Consider the following 19,916-nt stretch of genomic DNA (forward strand, 5'->3'; position numbering starts at 1 on the left):
AATCGTCACAAAATGAAACTCAATGCACCATAGATTCGGGCAGGTTGGAACGCATCCTCTGAGTGTCGAGGTCCACGAGCAGTCACCGGACCCATAACTGGATACGAACAAGAAGCGAGCAAGACAGTGGTAGAGTCCAACAAAATCCTGACCGTCTCTTACGGGACGTTTTCGTGCACGCTCGAAGGGTTTGACGATGCGTTCGACACGATGAAAGCGATTGCGGAATACTTCCGCGATCTCGCCGCCGATGACCGGTATTTCGGCGCCGAACCCCCAACCCCTGATGCCGAGATGCTGGCGCGTATCGCCGAACGCAGCACCGCCCGCCGGGTCGAGGCACATGCCTCCCAGGATGGCGTGGTCCTGCGCTCGGGTGCCGCCATGACCGCCCCTGCCGCCGCAATTGCCGCAGCCCCGGTCGCAGCAGATCCAGTCGCCGAACCCGCACCGGTGGCCGAACCTGTGGTTGCCGAGGCAGAGGTCGATGCGGACCCAGAATTCGCAGACGACACCGCCGACATCTCCGCCGCAATCGATGACACCATCGCCTCTGATCAGGCCGATGCCGAAGCTGCCGCTTTGATCGCGGCTGAGGCGGAAGCCGCAGAATTGGCCGCCGCCATCGCCGCCGAGAAAGCTGCGGCTGAGGCCACCGCCGAACTGGAAGCCGAAGCCGATGTCGCGGCAGACGAAGACGCGTTTGAGGCGGATTATGACGCGGCCGAGGACCATGACGACGAAGACGAAGTCGCAGAGGTCGAAGCCGATCATCTGACCGAAGAACAGGCCGACGATCTGGCCGATGAGTTCGCCGAGGACCTGGACGAAGACGATTTCGAAGACCTCGCCGAGGCGGCCGTCGAGGCGCCAGAGGTCGATCTGATCGCCGAGGAGCCGGTGGCCGATGACGCCGACGACAGCATCCTGTCCAAACTGCGCCGCATCCGCGCCGTCGTGTCACGGTCGCGCAGCGCCGCGCCGGTGATGGATTACGAAGAGGATCAGCACGCCGAAGAGCTGGCCGCGAATGCCGATGTCGACATGACCGAATTGCACGAGGCCACGGTCTCGGATGCGGCGGATGATTTTGTCGCCGAGTCGGATGCCGACGAATACGAAGAGGTCGAAGCCTCTGTCGATGCGCTCGAAGAACACGCCGAATCGCTGACCGAGGCTTTTGCCGCAGCAGATGAAGACGACATTGAAGCGACTGGCGAAGCCTATGAAGACGAGGGCGCGCTTGGCGAGGTGATCGAAGAGACCACGATCGCCACCGGTTGGGCGCGTGTGGTCAAAGTGAAGCGTGCCGATCTCGAAGCGGCCGTCGCCAGCGACATCACCGAAGAAGACCACGATGATCGCCGCCCGGTCAGCTCGCTCACCCCCGAGCAAGAGGCCGATCTGCAAAGCGAACTGGCCGCGCTTGAGGCCGAGATCGACGCCGATGCGGCGTTTGAAGACGGAGATCTGTCCGTGGCGGAAGCGGTCTCAGAAGAAGCCGCCTTTGAAGAAGACGATCTGCCCGAGGAGGAGCTCGCCTTTGCCGAGGACGATCTGGCCGAGGACGAGATCGAAGACGATCACGAAGCCTATGCCGAAGACGAAGACGAGGATGCAGAATGGGTAGAGGCGCTTGCGGCCCCGTCGACCCCGGCCGCACCCGAGATGCACGAGGACGAGGCCCGCGACGAAGGTGACGACAGCCTGTTCACCGATGATGACGAATTCGATGGCGACGACGAAGGCAACGACAGCCTCTTTAGCGAAGGCGAGGCTGCGCCTGCGGCCCCGGTCGGTGGCCGGGCCAAACTGGCCGCCTCGGCCTCGCCCAACGATATGGACCGGATCCTGAAGGAGACCAACAACCAGCTTGGCGAAACCGAAGGCACCCGCCGCCGCAGCGCCATCGCCCATCTGCGCGCCGCCGTGGCCGCAACCAAGGCGGAAAAGCAGGCCGGATCCGACCTGAACCCGATCGATGAGGACAGCACCGACGCCTACCGCCAGGATCTGGCACAGGTTGTGCGCCCGCGTCGTCCGCGCCCCTCGGGCACGCCGCTGCGCCGGAGTGAGGACAAGCCCGCGCCGCTGCGCCTGGTCGCCGAACAACGGGTGGATATGGAAAACCAACATAGTGATCCGGTGCGCCCACGCCGCGTCTCGATCGCCGACCTGATCCGCCAGGAGGCCGAATCCGACGAGAGCAATTTTGCCACCGCCGAGGCCAGCGCCGCGCCGAATGAAGGCTTTGCCGCCTTCATCGAAGAGGCCGGTGCCAGCGAGTTGGGCGAAGTTCTGGAAGCCGCCGCGGCCTACCTCGCCTTTGTCGAAGGGCGCGAACAATTCTCGCGTCCGCAGCTGATGAGCCGGGTGCGCGAAGCCGCGCCTGAGGATTACAGCCGCGAGGATGCGCTGCGCGCCTTTGGCACGCTGCTGCGCGACGGCAAGATCCGCAAGGTCAAGGGCGGTCGGTTTACCGCATCCGACCGGATCAGCTATCGTCCGGATCAACGCGCCGTCGGCTGATCCTGAACGATCCACACCACAGGCAAAAGGCCCGGACAGCGATCTGCCCGGGCCTTTTCCTTTTTCCAACCGGCGCCCGGTTCAGTCGAAATTCGCCGCGCGTTTACCGAGATTGGCGGCAATCACCTCTTTCTGATGCGCGCCGCCGATCAGGTTGGCCTGTTCGCGGCTTTCCTCCAGCAGCACCGCCTTTTCATCGGCCCCGCTTTCGGCGAAATCGATCAGCCGTTTCGCCGCCCGGATCGCCGAGGGCGATTTGCCCGCGATCAGCGTCGCGATCTCCATCGCCCGGGCCAGCGGATCGGCATTGACCTCGGTCACCAGCCCCATCGGCAGCGCCGCTTCGCCGCTCACCACGTCAGCGGTGTAGGTCAGCAGCCGCAGCATATCGCGGCGCAGCAGCTTGGGCAGCACCGCAAGGCCGCCCATATCCGGGATCAGGCCCCATTTCATCTCCATGATCGACAGTCGCGCGTCGGGCGCGGCGATGCGGATATCCGCACCCAGCGCCAGCTGGCAGCCAGCGCCATAGGCGACCCCGTGCACCGCGGCGATCACCGGCATCGGCAGGTCGCGCCAGACCGTGGAAAACCGCTGCGAGATGTTGGAAAGGCCGTGGGTGCGCACCATCATCCGGCGCACCGGATCGATGCTGCCCTTCGACATCTCGCCGAACGAGGACACGTCGAGCCCGGCGCAAAATGCACGCCCCTCACCGGACAACACCACCACCCGGACATCGTCACGGTCAAGCAGGCTCTCACCGGCCTCGACCACCGCCGATTTCATCTCCGGGTCGACCGCGTTCATCTTGTCGCCCCTGGTCAGGGTCACCTTTGCAATATGGTCCTCGACCACCACCGATACACGCGCCATTTATCGCTCCTCTGTCTTGACGTTCGCGGGGACTGCACCCGATCTGCGGGCCCGCGTCCAGCCCTGTGGCGCGGATTTCACTGGACGAGCACAGTCTGGCCCCCCTAATTCAGCGGATGAACACACCAAACCTGACCCCGCTTGTCGCTGGCCTGCCCGCAACCGTGCCTTTTGTCGGACCCGAAGAACTGCAACGCAATCGCGGCGCGCCGTTTGCGGCCCGGCTCGGCGCCAATGAAAATGTCTTTGGCCCCTCACCTAGGGCGATTGCGGCACTGCAAGCCGAGAATGCCAGGATCTGGCAATATGGCGACGCGGGCAGCCACGATCTGCGCAACGCGCTGGCGGCGGAGCTGGGCTGTGGTATCGGCAATATCGTGGTCGGCGAGGGCATTGACGGGCTGCTTGGCTATCTGGTGCGGATGCTGGTGGCCCCGGGTGACGCAGTGGTGACCTCGGCCGGGGCCTATCCGACGTTCAATTACCATGTCGCTGGCTATGGCGGGCGGCTTGAGACGGTGCCCTATCGCGATGATGCCGAGGATCTGGTGGCGCTGATCGCCCGCGCCGCCGAGGTCGGGGCGCGACTGATCTATTTCGCCAATCCGGACAATCCGATGGGCAGCTATCTGCCGGGGGTCGAGGTCGCCGCCGCATTGCAGGCCCTGCCCGAGGGGGCGCTGCTGATCCTGGACGAGGCCTATCTCGAATTCGCCCCGGACGATGCTGCGGTGCCGCTGCCGCTAGATGATCCGCGGCTGATCCGGATGCGCACGTTCTCCAAGGCCTATGGCATGGCCGGGGCGCGGGTCGGCTATGCCATCGGCGCGCCGGGGCTGATCGCCGCCTTTGACCGGGTGCGCAACCATTTCGGGATGAACCGGGCCGCCCAGGCCGGGGCACTGGCGGCGCTCGCGGATCGCGATTGGCTGGCACGGACCAAGGCAAAGGTCGCCGCCTCCCGCGACGAGATCGGGCGGATCGCGGCAGAGAACGGGCTGAAAGCCCTGCCGTCGGCGACCAATTTCGTCACCGTTGATTGCGGTGGCGACGGCAATCTGGCGCGGCGGGTGGTGGCCGAACTTGGCGACCGCGGCGTATTCATCCGGATGCCGTTCGTGGCGCCGCAGGACCGCTGTGTGCGGATCAGTTGCGGCACCGAAGCCGACATGGCGCTGCTGGCCAGCACGCTGCCCGCCGCCCTGACGGCAGCGCGGGCGGCGGCGGCGCGGGCGGGTTAGCCCTTGGCAATCACCGCCGCGGCCGCGGACAGCGCGCCGGGGCCAAAGGGGATGTCCAGCGCCAACATGCCGGCCTCGATCGCCCCGAGCAGGCCCATGATCATATGGCCATTCACATGGCCCATATGGCCGATGCGGAAATAGCCATGCGCCCGGGGATCGCCGTCCGGCACCATGCCGAGACCGATGCCCAGGGTCAGCCCGGTCTCGCGTTCGCACCATTGCCGCAGCCTGGTGCCGTTGTCATCGCCAAGCCCTAGCGCCGTCACCGCATGGCTGCGCAGTGCCGGATCGGCGACATTCATCCGCATCGCTCCACCCGCGCCCCAGGCGTCACAGGCCGCCCAGATGGTGCGGGCCAGGCTGGCGTGACGGGCCCAGACCGATTCGATACCTTCATCGTGGATCATGTCGAGCGCCTTGCGCAGCCCATAGACATGGTGAGTGGCCGAGGTGCCACCGAAATACTGATACCCGGCCACCGGATTGGCGCGCGCGGTCCAGTCCCAATAGCGCGACACGCCATTGCGCCCGACCGCCAGCGCCTGCGCCTTGTCGTTGAAGAACACGAAGCCCAGCCCCGGTGGCACCATCAGCCCCTTCTGGCTGCCGGTGACCGCGACATCGACGCCCCAGGCGTCCATTTCGAAACGGTCGCAGGCCAGCGAGGCGATGCAATCGGCCAGCAACAGCGCCGGGTGCCCGGCGGCATCCAGCGCCGCGCGCAGCAGCCGCGGGTCATTGCGGATCGAGGTGGAGGTGTCGACATGGCTGAACAGCACCGCGCGGATCCGGTGATCCGTGTCGGCGCGCAGCGCTGCCTCGACCCGGTCGGGATCAACCGGAGATTTCAGGCCGAAATCCAGGATCTCGATTTCGGCGCCAAGGCCGGTGGCCATATCCGCCCAGCCATGACCGAACCGGCCGGTGACCGCGACCAGCACCTTGTCACCGGAGCGCAGCACATTGGCCAGGGCCGCCTCCCAGGCACCATGGCCATTGGCCATATACATCGCGACCTGGTGTTCGGTGCGGGCCACGCGTTTGAGATCCGCGCTGACGCTGGCCATCAGATCGACAATTTCGCCCTCATAGATATTGGGCGACGGGGTGTGCATGGCCTGCAGCACCGGGTCAGGCATGACCGAGGGACCGGGGATGGCAAGATAAGGACGGCCCGCGGCGAGAGACATGGAAAAGCTCCGGTTGGATATCTAGCTGGCGCAGCATTAGCGCGCTTGGCAGCGGGGTCAATCGGGCGCAGGCCATTGCCTGACGTCAACCCGGGATCACCGGCGCCGAGCGGGGGCGCTGCCCCCGCACCCCCGGAATATTTTTGGCAAGATGAAGCGGGCGGATCAGCGGCGATGATAGCGTTTCGCGAGGTCTGTGGGATCGGCACCAGCGAGGTAGCGGGCCAGGGTCAGCAGATTGCGGGCGCCACGCCGGGCCCAGCCGCCCTTGAGATAGCGGGCGGCGGAGGTGATTGCGGTGGCGTCGATCGGGCGCAGGCGGGGGGTGAGGGCGCGGGCCAAGGCGACATCCTCCATCAACGGCTGATCCGGGTAGCCGCCGACCGCGTCGTAGAGGGCGCGCGACAGCAGCAGCCCCTGATCGCCGTAGGGCAGGCCAAAGCGGCGGGCGCGGGTATTGGCCCAACAGGCCACCGCCCGTCCCCGCCAACCGCCGCGGTCAAAGGCCAGCTGGAAATAGCCCGCATCGGTGCCAGCCATATGGGCGATGACCGGCCCGGTCCAGCCCGGCGCCAGACTGGTGTCAGCATGCAGGATCAACAGCCAATCGCCGCTGGCCGCCTGCACCCCACGCCGCAGCTGGCCGCCACGCGAGGCTGGCCCGCCAAGCCAGATCGCCCCGAGCCGCTCGGCCACCGCGCGGGTCTGGTCGTCGGAACCGCCGTCGCTGATCACCACCTCACGGATCAGCCCGGCCTCCAGCCCTTCAAACAGAGCCGCCGCACAGCCGGGCAGGCTGTCGCCCGCCGCCAGTGTTGGAATAATCACGGAAATCGGTGCCCGCATAAGCGCCTCTGGTCCTTGCCGTCGCTGCGGCTATATTGCCCCAACCAAGGAAGGGACAAGCACAATGGCCCGACAGATATACCGCATCACCGGCGCGGATGCCCGGGAGTTTCTGCAAAACCTGGTGACCAATGACATGGGACGGCTGGAGCGCGATGGCATCCTCTATGCCGCGCTGCTGACACCACAGGGCAAATACCTGGCCGATTTCCTGCTGATTCGGGATGGCGACGCGATCTTGCTGGATGTCGATGCCGCGCTGGCAACGGGATTGCTGCAGCGTTTGAACATGTATCGCCTGCGCGCCGATGTGCAGATCGAAGCGACCGATCTGGGCGTCAGCCGCGGCACCGGGCCGGCCCCGGAGGGCGCCCTGGCAGATCCGCGGCATCCGGCACTGGGCTGGCGGCTCTATGGGCAGGAAAGCGGTGACGATGGCAGCGACTGGACAGCGCTGCGGGTGGCCCATTGCATCCCCGCCTCGGGGATCGAGCTGACCCCGGAGACCTATATCCTGGAGGCCGGGTTCGAGCGCCTGCATGGCGTCGATTTCCGCAAGGGTTGCTATGTCGGCCAGGAGGTCACCGCGCGAATGAAACACAAGACCGAGCTGCGCAAGGGCCTGACCACGCTCGCCATCGAGGGCGAAGCGGAGCCGGGCAGCGCGATCACCAGTGACGGGCGACCGGCAGGCACGCTGCTGTCGCGCGCCGGGAATCAGGCCATCGCCTATCTGCGGTTTGAGCGCAGCACAGGCGAATTGCGGGCCGGTGCGGCGCGGCTGAGCCTGCTGCCGCCCGTGGATTCTGCCGCGCCGGTCTGAACGCGCGGAAACCCGCCCATGCAAAAGGCCGGGATTTGGTCCCGGCCTTGCATCCAATGCATAACGTCGCGTCAGGCGCGTTCGGAATAATCCATGGTTTCGGTGTTGACGATAATGTCTTCGCCCTCGCCGACAAACGGCGGCACCATGACCCGGATGCCATTGTCCAGAACCGCCGGTTTGAAGCTGTTGGCGGCGGTCTGACCTTTGACCACCGGCTCGGTCTCGACGATCTTGCAGGTCACTTTCTGCGGCAGCGTCGCATTCAGCGCCTCGTTGTCATAGAACTCCATCTTGACGGTCATGCCATCCTGAAGGAAAGGGCGACGTTCGCCCAAAAGCTCGGCCGGAAGCTCGATCTGCTCATAGGTTTCGGCATCCATGAACACCAGCATCCCGTCGCTTTCATACAGAAATTGTTGATCTTTCTGCTCAAGCCGCACCCGCTCGACCTTGTCCGCCGAACGGAAGCGTTCGTTCAGCTTGGAGCCGTTGCGCAGATTGCGCAGCTCGACCTGGGCAAAGGCACCGCCCTTGCCAGGTTTGACATGGTCAACCTTCACCGCGGCCCACAGACCGCCATTGTGCTCCAGCACATTCCCGGGGCGGATCTCGTTTCCATTGATCTTGGGCATTGCAATATCCCTTGCGGCGGTTGATCGAAGACTGTTCCGCCCTATATATCGCGTCAGCCCCCGAGGCAATATGACCATATACAGTGCGGACTTGGCTCCACCTATGCTGACAGCACATAACAGACTTGCGTTTGCGATCTATCCGAATCGTCACTATTCCGCCATAAGTCGCCGACAGTCTGAAACGCAAGACCAATAAAAAGGAGGCCTGATGAAGGATTTCATCGACGGTACCGCGTATAACAACGAACAAGGTAACCGTGCCCGCAAACTTTTTGCCGCTGTCGTTCTCGCCGCTCTGGATGATGCGATTGCGGATGACAAGAAATATGGCAATGGCCCGGAACAGATTGCCCGTTGGGCGCGCTCGCGCGATGGGCGCGAAGTTCTGAGCTGCGCCGGAATCGACCCGAACGAACGGGTTGTGACCGGTCTGATGGATTTTGTCGGCAAGGGTGTGCGCACCTCGGTTGCGCTGTCGCGCGAAGAGAGCGAACGCCGTCACGCTGCCGAACAGGCCGAAGCCGCCTGACATATACCCAAATTGCTGCCATGAAAGACGCGCTCCCACTGCTGGGGGCGCGTCTTTCGTTTTGCAGACCAGTTAGAGGAACAGCGCCATGACCCGGGCGATCATGATACAGGGGGCCGGGTCGAACGTCGGCAAATCGCTGATCGTCGCCGGGCTGGCGCGTGCCTTTGCCGATCAGGGCCTCGTGGTGCGCCCGTTCAAGCCACAGAACATGTCCAACAACGCCGCGGTCACCGCCGATGGCGGCGAGATCGGGCGCGCCCAGGCGTTGCAGGCCCGCGCCGCGCGACTCGAGCCGCTGGTCGATATGAACCCGGTGCTGCTGAAACCCGAAACCGAGACCGGGGCGCAGGTGGTGGTGCAAGGCCGCCGCATCGCCAGCGTCGCGGCGCGCGATTACGCCAAGCTGCGCCCAACCTTGATGGCGCCGGTGCTCGAGAGTTTTCACCGCCTCGCCCAGGGTGCCGACCTGATCCTGATCGAGGGCGCCGGCAGCCCAGCCGAGATCAACCTGCGCGCCGCTGACATCGCCAATATGGGCTTTGCCGAGGCCGCCGATGTGCCGGTGATCCTGATTGGTGACATCGACCGTGGCGGGGTGATCGCGCAGCTGGTCGGCACTGCGGCGGTGCTGGCGCCCGAGGATGCGACGCGAATCAAGGGCTTTGCAGTGAACAAGTTTCGCGGCGACCCGACCTTGTTTGAAACCGGTCTGCAGGCGATTGCCGACCGCACCGGCTGGACCTCGTTGGGTGTGTTGCCCTGGTTTGCCGACGCCTGGCGCCTGCCCGCCGAGGATGTGATGGACGTCGCCTCATCCCCGCGCAGGGGCGGGTTTCGGATCGCGGTGCCGCGGTTGGGGCGGATCGCCAATTTCGACGATCTCGATCCGCTCTCGGCCGAGCCGGGGGTCGAGCTGCAGATCATCGAACCGGGGCGCCCGCTGCCTGGCGATGCCGATCTGGTGCTGATCCCGGGATCGAAATCCACCATTGCCGACCTCGCCGATTTCCGCGCCCAGGGCTGGGACATCGACCTGATGGCGCATGTGCGGCGCGGCGGGCGGGTGCTGGGCCTCTGCGGCGGCTATCAGATGCTGGGGCGCGAGATTGCCGATCCCGAAGGGATCGAAGGGGCGCCAAGCCGGGTGAAGGGGCTGGGCCTGCTGGACATCAGCACGGTGATGACGCCGGAAAAGCGGGTCAGCCTCAGCCAGGCCAGCCATATCGCCAGCGGCGCCAGGGTCAGCGGCTATGAGATCCATATCGGACAGACCGAAGGGCCGGATTGCGCCCGCCACTGGCTGAGTATCGACGGGCGCAACGAGGGCGCGACCTCGGCAGATGGGCGGGTGCAGGGCTGTTACCTGCACGGGCTGTTCAGCGAAGACCGGTTTCGCGCCGCCTGGCTGGCGGACATGGGCGCGGCGCCGTCAGGGTTGGATTATGGCGCCGAGGTCGAGACGGTTCTGGACCGGTTGGCCAGCCATATCGCCGCGCATCTCGACCTTACCGCGCTTCTGGCACTGGCCGGGCCGGTGAAATTCTGAAGTTACCGTGAAATTCTAGAGACGCGGACAGGTTGAGCGCGGAGAGCCCTAAAGCAGGTCATGCGCGGTCAGCGAGCGCTGGATTTCGCGGCGGACCAGTTTGCGGACATTGCGGGTGATGCGTTCGCCCAGGGCGCCCTGCAATTCCTGCCGGACGATTTCCGCCACCATGTCGCGCAGAATATCCTCGTCGATCATCGAGGTCGCGTCGATGGCCAGCCCGGCGTCCTCATCCGGGTCGGTCCACAGAACCTGCGCGTCGATTTCTTCCTCGGGATCATCTGACCGCAGGTTCAGGGCGTCGGCGGTGGGATCATCGGCGTGATCCTCCCAGGGCATCGTGCCAGCGGAGAAGGCTTCCTGATCGTCATCACGCGGATCGACGGTTCTGAATGTTGCGGACGCACGGCTGACCGCCGGTTCCATTTCCGCGATCGGTTCGTCCATCGAGGTGATGCCGCGCGAGCGCAGGAAGGACGGGATCGCCCCGGCGGCGCGGGCTGCCACGACATCGTCGTCGGGTTCGGATTCAGCGGGATGTCCCGGGGCGCTGTTCGCGTCGGCATCCGGGCCGCCCAGCAGTGCGTCCGACGCGGCCAGACCACCACCGGTCAGGCCCTCGTCTTCGTCATCAAGCAGCGCCTCCGCCGCGTCCTGATCGGCAAAGGCGGGCAGGTCCAGTGCGGCGGCGGCGTTTGCGCCCTCGTCCTCATAATCGCTGCCCGAATCGAACCGCGCCATCGGCGTCAGATCATCCGGCGTCGCCTCGGACGCGGGTCCGGCAGTCGCCTCGGCGGCCGCCTCAAATGCGGCGGCAACCCTGTCCTTCGCGGAAGTGTCATTCAAAAGCAGCTCGCGGCTGAACGCCGCAATGTCAAAGCCATCGTCTTCGGCGGACACATTGGCCTCGGCGGTCTTCTGTTCGGCCTGATCGGCCCAGATCGCCTCATCATGCAGGGCGGAATGGCTGGCGTCCTGATCATCGCCCTCCTCAACGAAATCCACGTCGAACCCGGCGGCATCCTCATCTGAGGCCGTGCCGGACTCGATCAGATCATCGCCATCGCCGTCGGGCGAAAGGGCCGCTTCGTCATCCCGGGACGCGTTGTCATCACGATCAGCATCAACAGTGGTGACCTCGGCGATCCGATGCGCCGGTGTCAGCACCAGCATGCTGACGGGGGCGGGGGCGGGTTTCTCGGGGGGCGCGGAGTCCACCGGGTCTGCGGGCTTTTCCGCGATTGGGCGCCGCAGCGGCGTGGTCTGGGCACGCACCTCTTCTGATACGAGCTTGCGAATTGAGGATAACACATCCTCGATCTGCACATTGGTCACAGGATCGGACATTGTATCTACCACTCTCGCCCCGCCCAAGAATAACCTGTGAGCGCGATTTTCTCAACCGATAGACCGCGTATTAATCTTTGCCAATCTTCCGCAACACGCGATCCAGGCGCTTTCCGCGCTCGCTCAACCCGGCTGGAGCATCTTTTACCATATTGTAATAGGCTGTGGGGTCAAAAATCTGCACCCCCAGGCGCAAATGCGCCGCCGTCAGCCTGCCCTGTGCCGCCAACAGCGCATAGGCACCGATATATTCATCGATCTGCGCCGAAATCAGATCGGCGCGGGCCTGCAGCAATTCCTGCTCGGCGTTCAGAACATCCAGGGTGGTGCGTGATCCAAGCGTCGATTCTTCGCGCACGCCGCGAAAGGCGATCTCGGAGGCGCGGACCTGTTGTTCACCAGCCAGCCGCGAGGCGCGGGCAACCAACACGTCGGAATAGGCGTTGCCTGCGTTACGCTGCACATTGTCCACCACCACATGCAGATTCGAACGCGCGGCGTCACGCTGCGCGAAAGTCTGCCGCTGCAACGAGCTGAGTCGGCCACCGGCATAGATCGGACCCGAAGCGCCGATGCCGACGGTCAGCCCGCTGGAATAGCCTTTGTTGTTCAGGTTTTCGGTCAGCCCGTAGGTCGCATTCAGATTGACCGTGGGCCGCAGCGCCAGATCGGCCAGCGTCACGTTCAGCTCGGCAACCGTGACGTTTTGCTGCGCGGCCAGCACATCCGGGTGCTGACGGGCGGCGGCCATCATCGCGGCATCGACCGTGGCAGGCAGGCCTGGCAGACTGCGTGGTGAGGTGAGGCCCTTGGCAACAACCCCGGTCGCGGCGCGGTATTCCAGCTTGGCGCGGTTCAGCGCCCCCTCGGCGGCAGCCAGGCCCGAACGGGCGGCGGCCAGGCGGGCTTCGGCCAGCGAGACGTCGGTACGGGTGACCTCGCCCACTTCGAACCGGTCGCGCGCAGCGCGCAATTCCTGGGTGATCAAGCGCAGGTTGTTCTGCCGCAGGGTCAGAGTTTCGGTGGCGCGGCGCACTTCGAAAAACGATTGCACCGCGCGCAGCAGCACCTGCTGTTCGGCGGCAATCAGATTGTGCCGGGTGCCCAGCACGCTTTCCTTGGCGACGTCGATCCGCACCTTGGAGGCGCCGAAATCATAGATCAGCAATTGCAGCGACAGCCCCAGCGACAGCGCGGTCGACCGTGAGGTGGTCGCGGTGAACCCGGACGAAGCGCTGCTGGCGCGAGTCCAGCTATGGGAGACATTGGCACTCCAGTTCAGGATCGGTCTGAGCGCTGACACCGCCTGGGGCACGCTTTCATCCGCCGCCCTGAGCAGCGCCCGGTTCTGTTCCAAAAGCCCGGAATTATTATAGGCCGCGACCAGCGTATCGGCCAGCGTTTGCGCCCGGGCCAGCGGCGCCGAAAGTGCCAGACCCAGTGTCATTACCGTCGCCAGTCCTAGATTTCTAGCAATCATACGGCTCTTCCTTGTCTATCAAACGGGCTGTTTGCGTCGGTTATAGCGTGAAAGCGCGATGTCGTTCAAATCCTGGCAGCACCGGCGCTGCCGCATTGAAGGCAAACCGCCAGTTCATCTTGCCATCCACCTTATACCCGATCCGGGCAACGCCCAGCGGCCCTTCCATGAACAGACAGCCGATCCGGCCACCGTCCTTGAGCTGGTCGAGCAGGGCCTCGGGCAGATGTTCGACCGCGCCTTCCAGCACGATCACGTCATAGGGGCCGTGCTCGGCCGCGCCTTCGGTCAGCGGGCCTTCGTGCAGCACCACATTGTCGGCACCGATCTGACCCAGCAATTCCAGGGCGCCGCCTTGCATATCGGCCTCGTCGACGGCGATCACCGCCTCGGCCATGCGGGCAATGACGGCGGCGGAATAGCCCTGGGCCGCGCCAAGATCGAGCACCAGCTCATCGCCCCGAATATCCAGCCCGTCCAGAAGCTTGGCCAATGTCCGCGGTTCCAGCATCACACGCCCGCCGCCCAGATCGACATTTTCGCCCAGATAGGCGGCTTCACGTTTTTCAGCGGGCACGAAAATTTCGCGCGGCACGCTCAGCATGGCGTCGATGATCGGAAATTTGGTCACATCCGAGGGGCGGACCTGTGCGTCAACCATCGTCGTCCTGCGGGCTGCATAATCGGCCATGTGTCGTCTCTCTTCCCAGCAGAATCCTTGTAGTTTGTATTGGCACAGATGGAACCTCCCGGCAACGCATGAGCGACGCCCGGCCCACCGCTTCACCCTTGCGAGGCCCCGCAGGATCAGCTAAACGCCCTCCACCACGGCGGCGAGTTGGCGGAGTGGTTACGCAGCGGATTGCAAATCCGTGTACAGGAGTTCGATTCTCCTACTCGCCTCCAGTGTCCCTCACCCCAATTTGCGTTTCCACAACATCGGAGCGGGCCGGGCTGGCTATGCTCGGGGGAAATGGCATGGGATCAGGACTGTGTGCTTACCGGATTTCGATGACCCGGACATGACCCTCGACACGCTGTTTCGGCATTGGCCGGCCGCGGCGGCGGTCTTCTTTCGCCACAAGATGAGCTGCGTCGGCTGCCCGGTTTCCGGGTTCCACAGGCTTGCCGATGCCTGCACCGCCTATGACCTTGACCCCGAGGCGTTTCGCGCCCGGCTGCGCGCGGCGGTCTTTGGCCCGGAGTCCCAGCCCTAGCCACCTGGAACCATAATTCGTGTCATTGACCTGATGTATATCGGGAGATGATGCGATGGTGGGGCGTTTGGCAAACGCGGTCGTTCTGCGCGACGAGGAACACGCCTTCCTCGAGGCACAGGTTCGGCGACACAAGGCGGCAGGCCGGACGGCCCGCAGGTGCATCTGGCGATGGACAACTACGCCACGCACAAGACGCCGCGCGTCAAGGCGTGGCTGGCGCGCCGCCCGCACTGGCAGGTGCATTTCACGCCCACCTCGACCAGCTGGAGCGTTGCTTCGCCGCGTTGACACGCAAGAAATTGCAACGGGGTGTCCACCGATCCAGCGCCGAACTGGAGGCCGACATTGCCGCCTTCATCGAGGCGCACAACGAGAACCTCAAGCCATACCGATGGGTCAAATCCGCCGACGAGATCCTCGCATCCGTCAAGCGGGTCTGCCAGCGTACCCAGAAAAACCGATGTGCCGAACTTTAGATTCGGGTGACTGGCGAATGTCCTGTGTGGATGGCTCCCGCATAACAAGGGTTAAATGTGGCTGAATACCCTTGCAGAAGCGGTCTTGTGTCCGGCCTGTTTGCGCGGTCATGACCGCTGGCCCTGATCGGATCCGCAGATCAGGTTCCTAACTGCTTTGCGGGCAGTGACGCCCGGGACATTCGGCGGAGTTTCCTGGTCGTTACGGCTGAAGGGTACACCATCACATCGTTGGCCTTGCTATCTCTGTTGTTTCTACTTCGACCAAGCCGCGTGCGGCCTGTATGGTTCGTTCTTCGTCAGCACGGCCCACATGATCCGCGCCGTTTTGTTGGCCATGGCGACCGTGGCGAGGCGTGCTGGTTTTCGTTGCAACAGGTCCGCGAGCCAGGGGGGGGGTGATTGGCGACCTGTCGGACGCGAGACGTCATGCCGACCACGATGAGCTGCCGCAGATACCGGTCGCCCATCTTGGTGATCTTGCCCAATCGTTCCTTGCCACCGCTGGAATGGTTGCGCGGTGTGACCTCCTTCAGTAATCCCTTTCGCAAAATCGATGGCACGGGCGACGCCGCGGGCAAGGACGATGCCGAACTCCGCAGCAAGGCTGCGCAGCATGTTGATGAGCTGTGTGCTTTGGCGGACCACAAAATCGCGTGCCCGGTGCAACGACAGCAGAGCCTGCTGCTCTTCCGACTTGATCTCGACAAAGCGCATCGTAGGCCGGGTCACCGCCTCGCAGATCGCCTCGGCATCCACGGCATCGAATTTTCCGCGCTTCACATATGGCTTGACATACATCGGCGGCATTAGCCGGACGGTATGCCCCAATCTCGAAAGCTCACGACCCCGGTGGTGGCTCGATGCGCAGGCTTCGATGCCGACAAGACAGGGGGCAAGGCGTTGGAAAAATGCCAGCACCTGAGACCTGCGCAAAGGACGGTTGAAGGCAACTTGCCCGTCTTCTGTGACGCCATGAACGTGAAAGATGGTTTTGGCCAAATCCAGGCCGACGGTGGTAACTTGCATCGGTGGCTCCTCTCGATCGCAGATTCTGACACCTGCAGTATGGCGCATTGCGATGCCGCGGGCGGGAGCCATCCACCCCATCTGTTTTAACAATATGGGACAATACTCGTGACTCTGCTGCGATTCATCTACGGCGACCAAGGGCCCGTCCGAGATGATCGCGCGGCGGGGCTTTGCACATCCTGTTTGCTGGGGATTTCTGCCACCGGCGCATGACGCTGTCAGAGTCGATTTTGTTTCAAAGGGTTACGATGTTCCACTCGGAGCTTCCGGCGGGGATATTTTGGACCAGAGGAACTTAGGACCGCCATCTCGGCTTCCTCTGGTTCCAAATATCCCGGGGGAGTCGCCCCGCAGGGGCGGCGGGGGCAGCGCCCCCATGTCTCAGGTTTTCACGAAAAACCGCCCGCGTCAGTCCTGGGCAGACGTCGGATAAAACAATCCGGCCGGCGACAGAGTGAAAATCTCCGCCCCGTCGGCGCGCACGCCGACCGAGTGTTCGAATTGTGCTGACAGCGACTTGTCGCGGGTCACCGCGGTCCAGTCATCGGCCAGCACCTTGGTTTCCGGACGGCCCAGATTGACCATCGGCTCGATGGTAAAGAACATGCCCTCTTCCAGCACCGGGCCGGTGCCGGGACGGCCATAATGCAGCACGTTCGGCGGCGCGTGAAACACCCGGCCGAGCCCGTGGCCGCAGAAATCCCGCACCACTGACATCCGCTGCGCTTCGACATAGCTCTGGATCGCGTGGCCGATGTCGCCAAAGGTATTGCCCGGCTTGACCGCCTCGATCCCCTTCATCAGGGAATCATGGGTGATCTGGATCAGCCGCTCGGCCTTGCGGCTCAACGCCCCGGCGGCATACATCCGCGAGGTGTCGCCAAACCAACCATCGACAATCACCGTGACATCGATATTCAGGATATCCCCGGCTTTCAGCACCTTGGCGCCGGGAATGCCGTGGCAGACCACATGGTTGACCGAAATGCACGAGGCGTGGCGATAGCCCTTGTAACCGATCGTGGCCGAGGTCGCCCCGGCCTCGTTCACCCAATCCTCGATCTGGCGGTCGATCTCGGAGGTGGTCTGCCCGGGAAACACATGTTCAGCGATCCGGTCGAGAATGTCGGCCGCCAGCGCGCCGGCTTTGTGCATGCCTTTGAAATCCGCATCCTCATAAATGCGAATCCCGTCACGGGTCATGCGGCCGCGGTTGTCTTTGTCCACGTCAGGCGCCTTTTGGATTACAAGCGGGATATGCGTTCCCGGAGGAAATAGACCGCCCCGGAACGGATTTCCAGAGACTTGGCAGAAATTTGTCGCAATTTGCGACCTCCCGCTTATCCGGTCTGCACTGGCAGCGGCGCGTCGGGCCAGGCGCCCTCAGGCGTGATCCGGCAGCCGAGCGCCATCACCTCGACCCCTGCCGCCACCGCCCGGGCAAAACCCGCCGCATAGGCCGGGTCGATATCTGCGGCCAGGCTGACCCGGTCGCAATCGCTGCGCTGGACCAGAAACACCAGCACGGCGCGATGGCACTGCTGCGCCATCTCGGCCAGATCATGCATGTGTTTCAGGCCGCGCGCGGTGACGCTGTCGGGGAATTCCGCCAGCCCGGCCTGCCGCGACAGGGTGACCGATTTCACCTCGACATAGGCATCGCGTCGCCCGGCCCCGCGCATCAGGAAATCGACCCGGCTGTTCTGGCCATAGCGTTGCTCTGGCAGCACCGTATCATAGCCCTCCAGCCCGGCCACCGCCCCAGCGATCAGCGCCGCGCGCAATGCCCGGTTCGGCACCGAGGTGTCGACCCCGGTGAAATGTCCGTTCTCGTGATCGACCAGCCGCCAGCCGTATTTCAACTTTTTCTTGGGATCATCGTTCGGTTCCACCCAGATCCGCATCCCCGGTTCCGCCAGTCCCAGCATCGCGCCGGGGTTGGCGCAATGCGCCACCACCTCGCGGCCATCCTCCAGCTGGATATCGGCAAGGAACCGCTTGTAGCGACGGATCAGCCGGGCGGGCACGAGGGGGGGTTGAAACCGCATGTGCCCCGCCTATACCCATGGCAAGACGCACTCAAGGAGGCCGCGAATGCCCAATCCAACCGCCGCGATGCTGGTGATCGGCGATGAGATCCTGTCCGGCCGCACCCGCGACGCGAACATGCACCATCTGGCGCAGGAGCTGACAAAACACGGTGTCGACCTGCAGGAGGTCCGCATCGTCAGCGATGACAAGACCGCGATCATCAATGCCGTGCGCGCCCTTTCTGCCGCCTATGATGAAGTGTTCAGCTCAGGCGGAATCGGGCCGACTCATGACGACATTACCGCCGACAGCATGGCCGAGGCCTTCGGGCAAAGCATCGACGTGCGCGACGACGCCCGTGCCCTGCTTGAGGCCAGCTTCACCCGTCGCAAGGTCGAGATCACCGAGGCGCGGATGCGGATGGCGCGGATCCCGGCCAAGGCCAAATTGATCGACAATCCGGTCTCCACCGCCCCCGGATTCACCATTGAGAACGTGCATGTCATGGCCGGGGTACCGCAGGTGTTCGAAGCGATGGTCGCCAGCGTGCTGCCGACAATCACCGGCGGTCAGCCTCTACTGAGTCAGACCTACCGGATCCAGCGCGGCGAAGGCGAGATTGCCGAGCCGCTGGGCCAGTTGGCCAAGGATTATCCCGATCTCTCGATCGGTTCTTACCCCTATCAACGTGACGGCCTCTATGGCACCAATATTGTGATCCGTGGCACTGACGGTGCAATGATCGACGCGGCAATGACCCGCCTTGCAGAAAGATTTCCAAAATGACTGACCTGAACCGCCTCTTCGCCGCGCTGGAGGTCACCTGGCCCGCCGCAGCAACCTCGACCTCTGGCCCCTTCACCATCCACGACGGCGCCGGTGGCGGCAAACGGGTGTCGGCGGCAACCGCCAATGGTCCTGCGTCCGAGGCCGATATCGACGCCGCCGAGGCCGCCATGCGCGCGCTTGGCCAGGTTCCGCTGTTTCAGATCCGTCCCGGCGACGAGAGCCTCGATTCCACGCTGGCCGACCGCGGCTATGCCATTGTCGATCCGACCCGGATCTATGCCGCCCCGGTGCAAAAGATCGCCGCGTTGGAAAAAAACGACAAGGATGTGAAGACCATCCATGGCTGGGGCCCGCTGGCCTATATGCTGGAACTCTGGCGCGAGGGCGGAATCGGTCCCGAACGGGTGGCGGTGATGCACCGGGCCTCGGAACCGAAAACCGCGTTGCTCGGGCGGATCGGCAATGCGCCGGGCGGCGCCGCCTTTGTCTCTGTCGACGGCGATGTGGCAATGCTGCACGCGCTCGAAGTGCACCGGTCCGCACGCCGGAGCGGCATGGGACGCGGCGCCACCATCGACGCTGCGATGTGGGCACAGGACGAAGGTGCCAGCACCCTCGCGCTGGCCTGCACCGAAGCCAACACCGGCGCCAACGCGCTCTATTCCGGCCTCGGAATGGATCATGTCGGCGGCTATCATTACCGTCAATTAACCTGAGGAAGATTTAAATGAGCGCCAACAAACAAACCGTCACCGCCCTCGACCTGCCGATGGCCGATCCGTTGCCACCGGCGACCAAGAAATATTTCGACATCTGTCAGGACAAGCTGGGCATGATCCCCAACGTGCTGCAGGCCTATGCCTTTGACATCGACAAGCTGAACGCCTTTACCAGTCTCTACAACGACATGATGCTGGCCGACAGCGGCCTGACCAAGCTTGAGCGCGAGATGATCGCGGTCACGGTGTCGTCGATCAACAAATGCTTTTACTGCCTGACCGCGCATGGCGCCACAGTGCGGGAATTGTCAGGCGATCCGCAATTGGGTGAGCATCTGGTGATGAACTGGCGCACTGCGCCGGTGACCCCGAAGCAGCGGGCGATGCTGGCATTCTCCGCCAAGCTGACCACCGAAAGCCACGCGGTCGAGGAAGCCGATCGTCAGACCCTGCGCGACAACGGATTTTCCGACCGCGACATCTGGGACATTGCCAGCGTTGCGGCGTTTTTCAACATGACCAACCGGGTCGCCTCGGGCTCCGACATGCGCCCGAATGATGAATATCATTCGCTGGCGCGCTAACATGCGCCTGCGGG

At 64.0% G+C, this 19,916-nt stretch carries 19 protein-coding genes, 1 tRNA gene and 2 pseudogenes; 12 read left to right on the forward strand and 10 right to left on the reverse strand.

Annotated features, from left to right (window positions below; translation table 11 throughout):
• Window positions 1–126: 126 nt before the first annotated feature.
• On the forward strand, window positions 127–2,529 hold the full coding sequence (locus P1U48_RS12445; protein ID WP_301069336.1) for a hypothetical protein: 2,403 nt from the start codon (window positions 127–129) through the stop codon (window positions 2,527–2,529).
• Window positions 2,530–2,610: 81 nt separating this feature from the next.
• Here the strand turns inward: P1U48_RS12445 and P1U48_RS12450 are convergent, their stop codons facing one another.
• Entirely contained in the window at window positions 2,611–3,405 is a 795-nt protein-coding gene (locus P1U48_RS12450; RefSeq protein ID WP_301069337.1) for a crotonase/enoyl-CoA hydratase family protein, read from the reverse strand.
• A 116-nt stretch (window positions 3,406–3,521) separates the two neighbouring features.
• Between P1U48_RS12450 and P1U48_RS12455 the strand changes: the two genes are divergently transcribed.
• A complete protein-coding gene (locus P1U48_RS12455) occupies window positions 3,522–4,646 on the forward strand; it encodes a pyridoxal phosphate-dependent aminotransferase (protein ID WP_301069338.1) in 1,125 nt (374 codons plus the stop codon).
• Here P1U48_RS12455 and P1U48_RS12460 read toward each other — a convergent pair.
• Together P1U48_RS12460 and P1U48_RS12465 are read right to left on the reverse strand one after the other, a co-directional pair.
• Window positions 4,643–5,839, reverse strand: coding sequence for an aminotransferase class V-fold PLP-dependent enzyme (locus P1U48_RS12460; RefSeq protein ID WP_301069339.1), 1,197 nt, complete (start codon window positions 5,837–5,839; stop codon window positions 4,643–4,645). The two genes, P1U48_RS12455 and P1U48_RS12460, sit on opposite strands and share 4 nt — an antisense overlap.
• 165 nt (window positions 5,840–6,004) lie before the next feature.
• A complete protein-coding gene (locus tag P1U48_RS12465) occupies window positions 6,005–6,685 on the reverse strand; it encodes a glycosyltransferase (protein ID WP_301069341.1) in 681 nt (226 codons plus the stop codon).
• Between the two features lie 64 nt (window positions 6,686–6,749).
• Between P1U48_RS12465 and P1U48_RS12470 the strand changes: the two genes are divergently transcribed.
• Window positions 6,750–7,508 (forward strand): folate-binding protein, encoded by a 759-nt coding sequence (locus tag P1U48_RS12470; RefSeq protein WP_301069343.1) that lies wholly within the window; start codon window positions 6,750–6,752, stop codon window positions 7,506–7,508.
• Between the two features lie 71 nt (window positions 7,509–7,579).
• Here P1U48_RS12470 and efp read toward each other — a convergent pair whose 3' ends face one another.
• Window positions 7,580–8,143 carry an elongation factor P gene (gene efp / locus P1U48_RS12475; RefSeq protein ID WP_301069344.1) on the reverse strand — a complete coding sequence of 188 codons (564 nt, stop codon included), beginning with the start codon at window positions 8,141–8,143 and terminating at the stop codon, window positions 7,580–7,582.
• A 211-nt stretch (window positions 8,144–8,354) separates the two neighbouring features.
• On the opposite strand from efp, the gene P1U48_RS12480 reads away from it, so the two are divergent.
• Together P1U48_RS12480 and P1U48_RS12485 are read left to right on the forward strand one after the other, a co-directional pair.
• Entirely contained in the window at window positions 8,355–8,675 is a 321-nt protein-coding gene (locus tag P1U48_RS12480) for a DUF6280 family protein (RefSeq protein WP_301069345.1), read from the forward strand.
• 88 nt (window positions 8,676–8,763) lie between these two features.
• Window positions 8,764–10,224, forward strand: a complete 1,461-nt coding sequence (locus tag P1U48_RS12485) for a cobyric acid synthase (protein ID WP_301069346.1) — start codon at window positions 8,764–8,766, stop codon at window positions 10,222–10,224.
• Between the two features lie 48 nt (window positions 10,225–10,272).
• Here P1U48_RS12485 and P1U48_RS12490 read toward each other — a convergent pair whose 3' ends face one another.
• From P1U48_RS12490 to P1U48_RS12500, 3 genes are all read right to left on the reverse strand, one after another.
• Window positions 10,273–11,571, reverse strand: coding sequence for a hypothetical protein (locus tag P1U48_RS12490; RefSeq protein ID WP_301069347.1), 1,299 nt, complete (start codon window positions 11,569–11,571; stop codon window positions 10,273–10,275).
• Window positions 11,572–11,641: 70 nt separating this feature from the next.
• Complete coding sequence (locus P1U48_RS12495) at window positions 11,642–13,018, reverse strand: TolC family outer membrane protein (RefSeq protein ID WP_301069349.1); 1,377 nt, start codon at window positions 13,016–13,018, stop codon at window positions 11,642–11,644.
• Window positions 13,019–13,091: 73 nt separating this feature from the next.
• Window positions 13,092–13,742 (reverse strand): protein-L-isoaspartate O-methyltransferase, encoded by a 651-nt coding sequence (locus tag P1U48_RS12500; RefSeq protein ID WP_301069350.1) that lies wholly within the window; start codon window positions 13,740–13,742, stop codon window positions 13,092–13,094.
• Window positions 13,743–13,883: 141 nt separating this feature from the next.
• On the opposite strand from P1U48_RS12500, the gene P1U48_RS12505 reads away from it, so the two are divergent.
• The 4 genes and pseudogenes from P1U48_RS12505 (at window position 13,884) to P1U48_RS12520 (ending at window position 14,747) form a co-directional block, all read left to right on the forward strand.
• A tRNA-Cys gene (locus tag P1U48_RS12505) sits at window positions 13,884–13,957 on the forward strand.
• A 116-nt stretch (window positions 13,958–14,073) separates the two neighbouring features.
• Window positions 14,074–14,268, forward strand: coding sequence for a DUF1858 domain-containing protein (locus P1U48_RS12510; protein ID WP_301069352.1), 195 nt, complete (start codon window positions 14,074–14,076; stop codon window positions 14,266–14,268).
• Between the two features lie 156 nt (window positions 14,269–14,424).
• Window positions 14,425–14,538: pseudogene (locus P1U48_RS12515) on the forward strand (IS630 family transposase); the annotation flags it as partial.
• A gap of 17 nt (window positions 14,539–14,555) precedes the next feature.
• Complete coding sequence (locus tag P1U48_RS12520; RefSeq protein ID WP_301069354.1) at window positions 14,556–14,747, forward strand: hypothetical protein; 192 nt, start codon at window positions 14,556–14,558, stop codon at window positions 14,745–14,747.
• A 255-nt stretch (window positions 14,748–15,002) separates the two neighbouring features.
• Here the strand turns inward: P1U48_RS12520 and P1U48_RS12525 are convergent.
• The 3 genes and pseudogenes from P1U48_RS12525 to sfsA form a co-directional block, all read right to left on the reverse strand.
• A pseudogene (locus tag P1U48_RS12525) lies at window positions 15,003–15,776 on the reverse strand (IS110 family transposase).
• Between the two features lie 411 nt (window positions 15,777–16,187).
• Window positions 16,188–16,982 (reverse strand): type I methionyl aminopeptidase, encoded by a 795-nt coding sequence (map, locus tag P1U48_RS12530; protein ID WP_301069394.1) that lies wholly within the window; start codon window positions 16,980–16,982, stop codon window positions 16,188–16,190.
• A 137-nt stretch (window positions 16,983–17,119) separates the two neighbouring features.
• Window positions 17,120–17,827 (reverse strand): DNA/RNA nuclease SfsA, encoded by a 708-nt coding sequence (gene sfsA, locus P1U48_RS12535; protein ID WP_301069357.1) that lies wholly within the window; start codon window positions 17,825–17,827, stop codon window positions 17,120–17,122.
• Window positions 17,828–17,873: 46 nt separating this feature from the next.
• Between sfsA and P1U48_RS12540 the strand changes: the two genes are divergently transcribed.
• From P1U48_RS12540 to P1U48_RS12550, 3 genes are read left to right on the forward strand one after another with little or no spacing between them, the layout of a single operon-like run.
• Entirely contained in the window at window positions 17,874–18,596 is a 723-nt protein-coding gene (locus P1U48_RS12540) for a molybdopterin-binding protein (RefSeq protein ID WP_301069358.1), read from the forward strand.
• Window positions 18,593–19,315 carry a GNAT family N-acetyltransferase gene (locus P1U48_RS12545; protein ID WP_301069359.1) on the forward strand — a complete coding sequence of 241 codons (723 nt, stop codon included), beginning with the start codon at window positions 18,593–18,595 and terminating at the stop codon, window positions 19,313–19,315. Before P1U48_RS12540 ends, P1U48_RS12545 begins: the two co-directional genes overlap by 4 nt.
• An 11-nt stretch (window positions 19,316–19,326) precedes the next feature.
• A complete protein-coding gene (locus P1U48_RS12550; RefSeq protein ID WP_301069361.1) occupies window positions 19,327–19,902 on the forward strand; it encodes a peroxidase-related enzyme in 576 nt (191 codons plus the stop codon).
• Window positions 19,903–19,916 lie beyond the last annotated feature (14 nt).

The sequence above is a fragment of the Pseudooceanicola sp. genome, assembly GCF_029213205.1.
In the GTDB taxonomy this organism is placed as follows: domain Bacteria; phylum Pseudomonadota; class Alphaproteobacteria; order Rhodobacterales; family Rhodobacteraceae; genus Pseudooceanicola.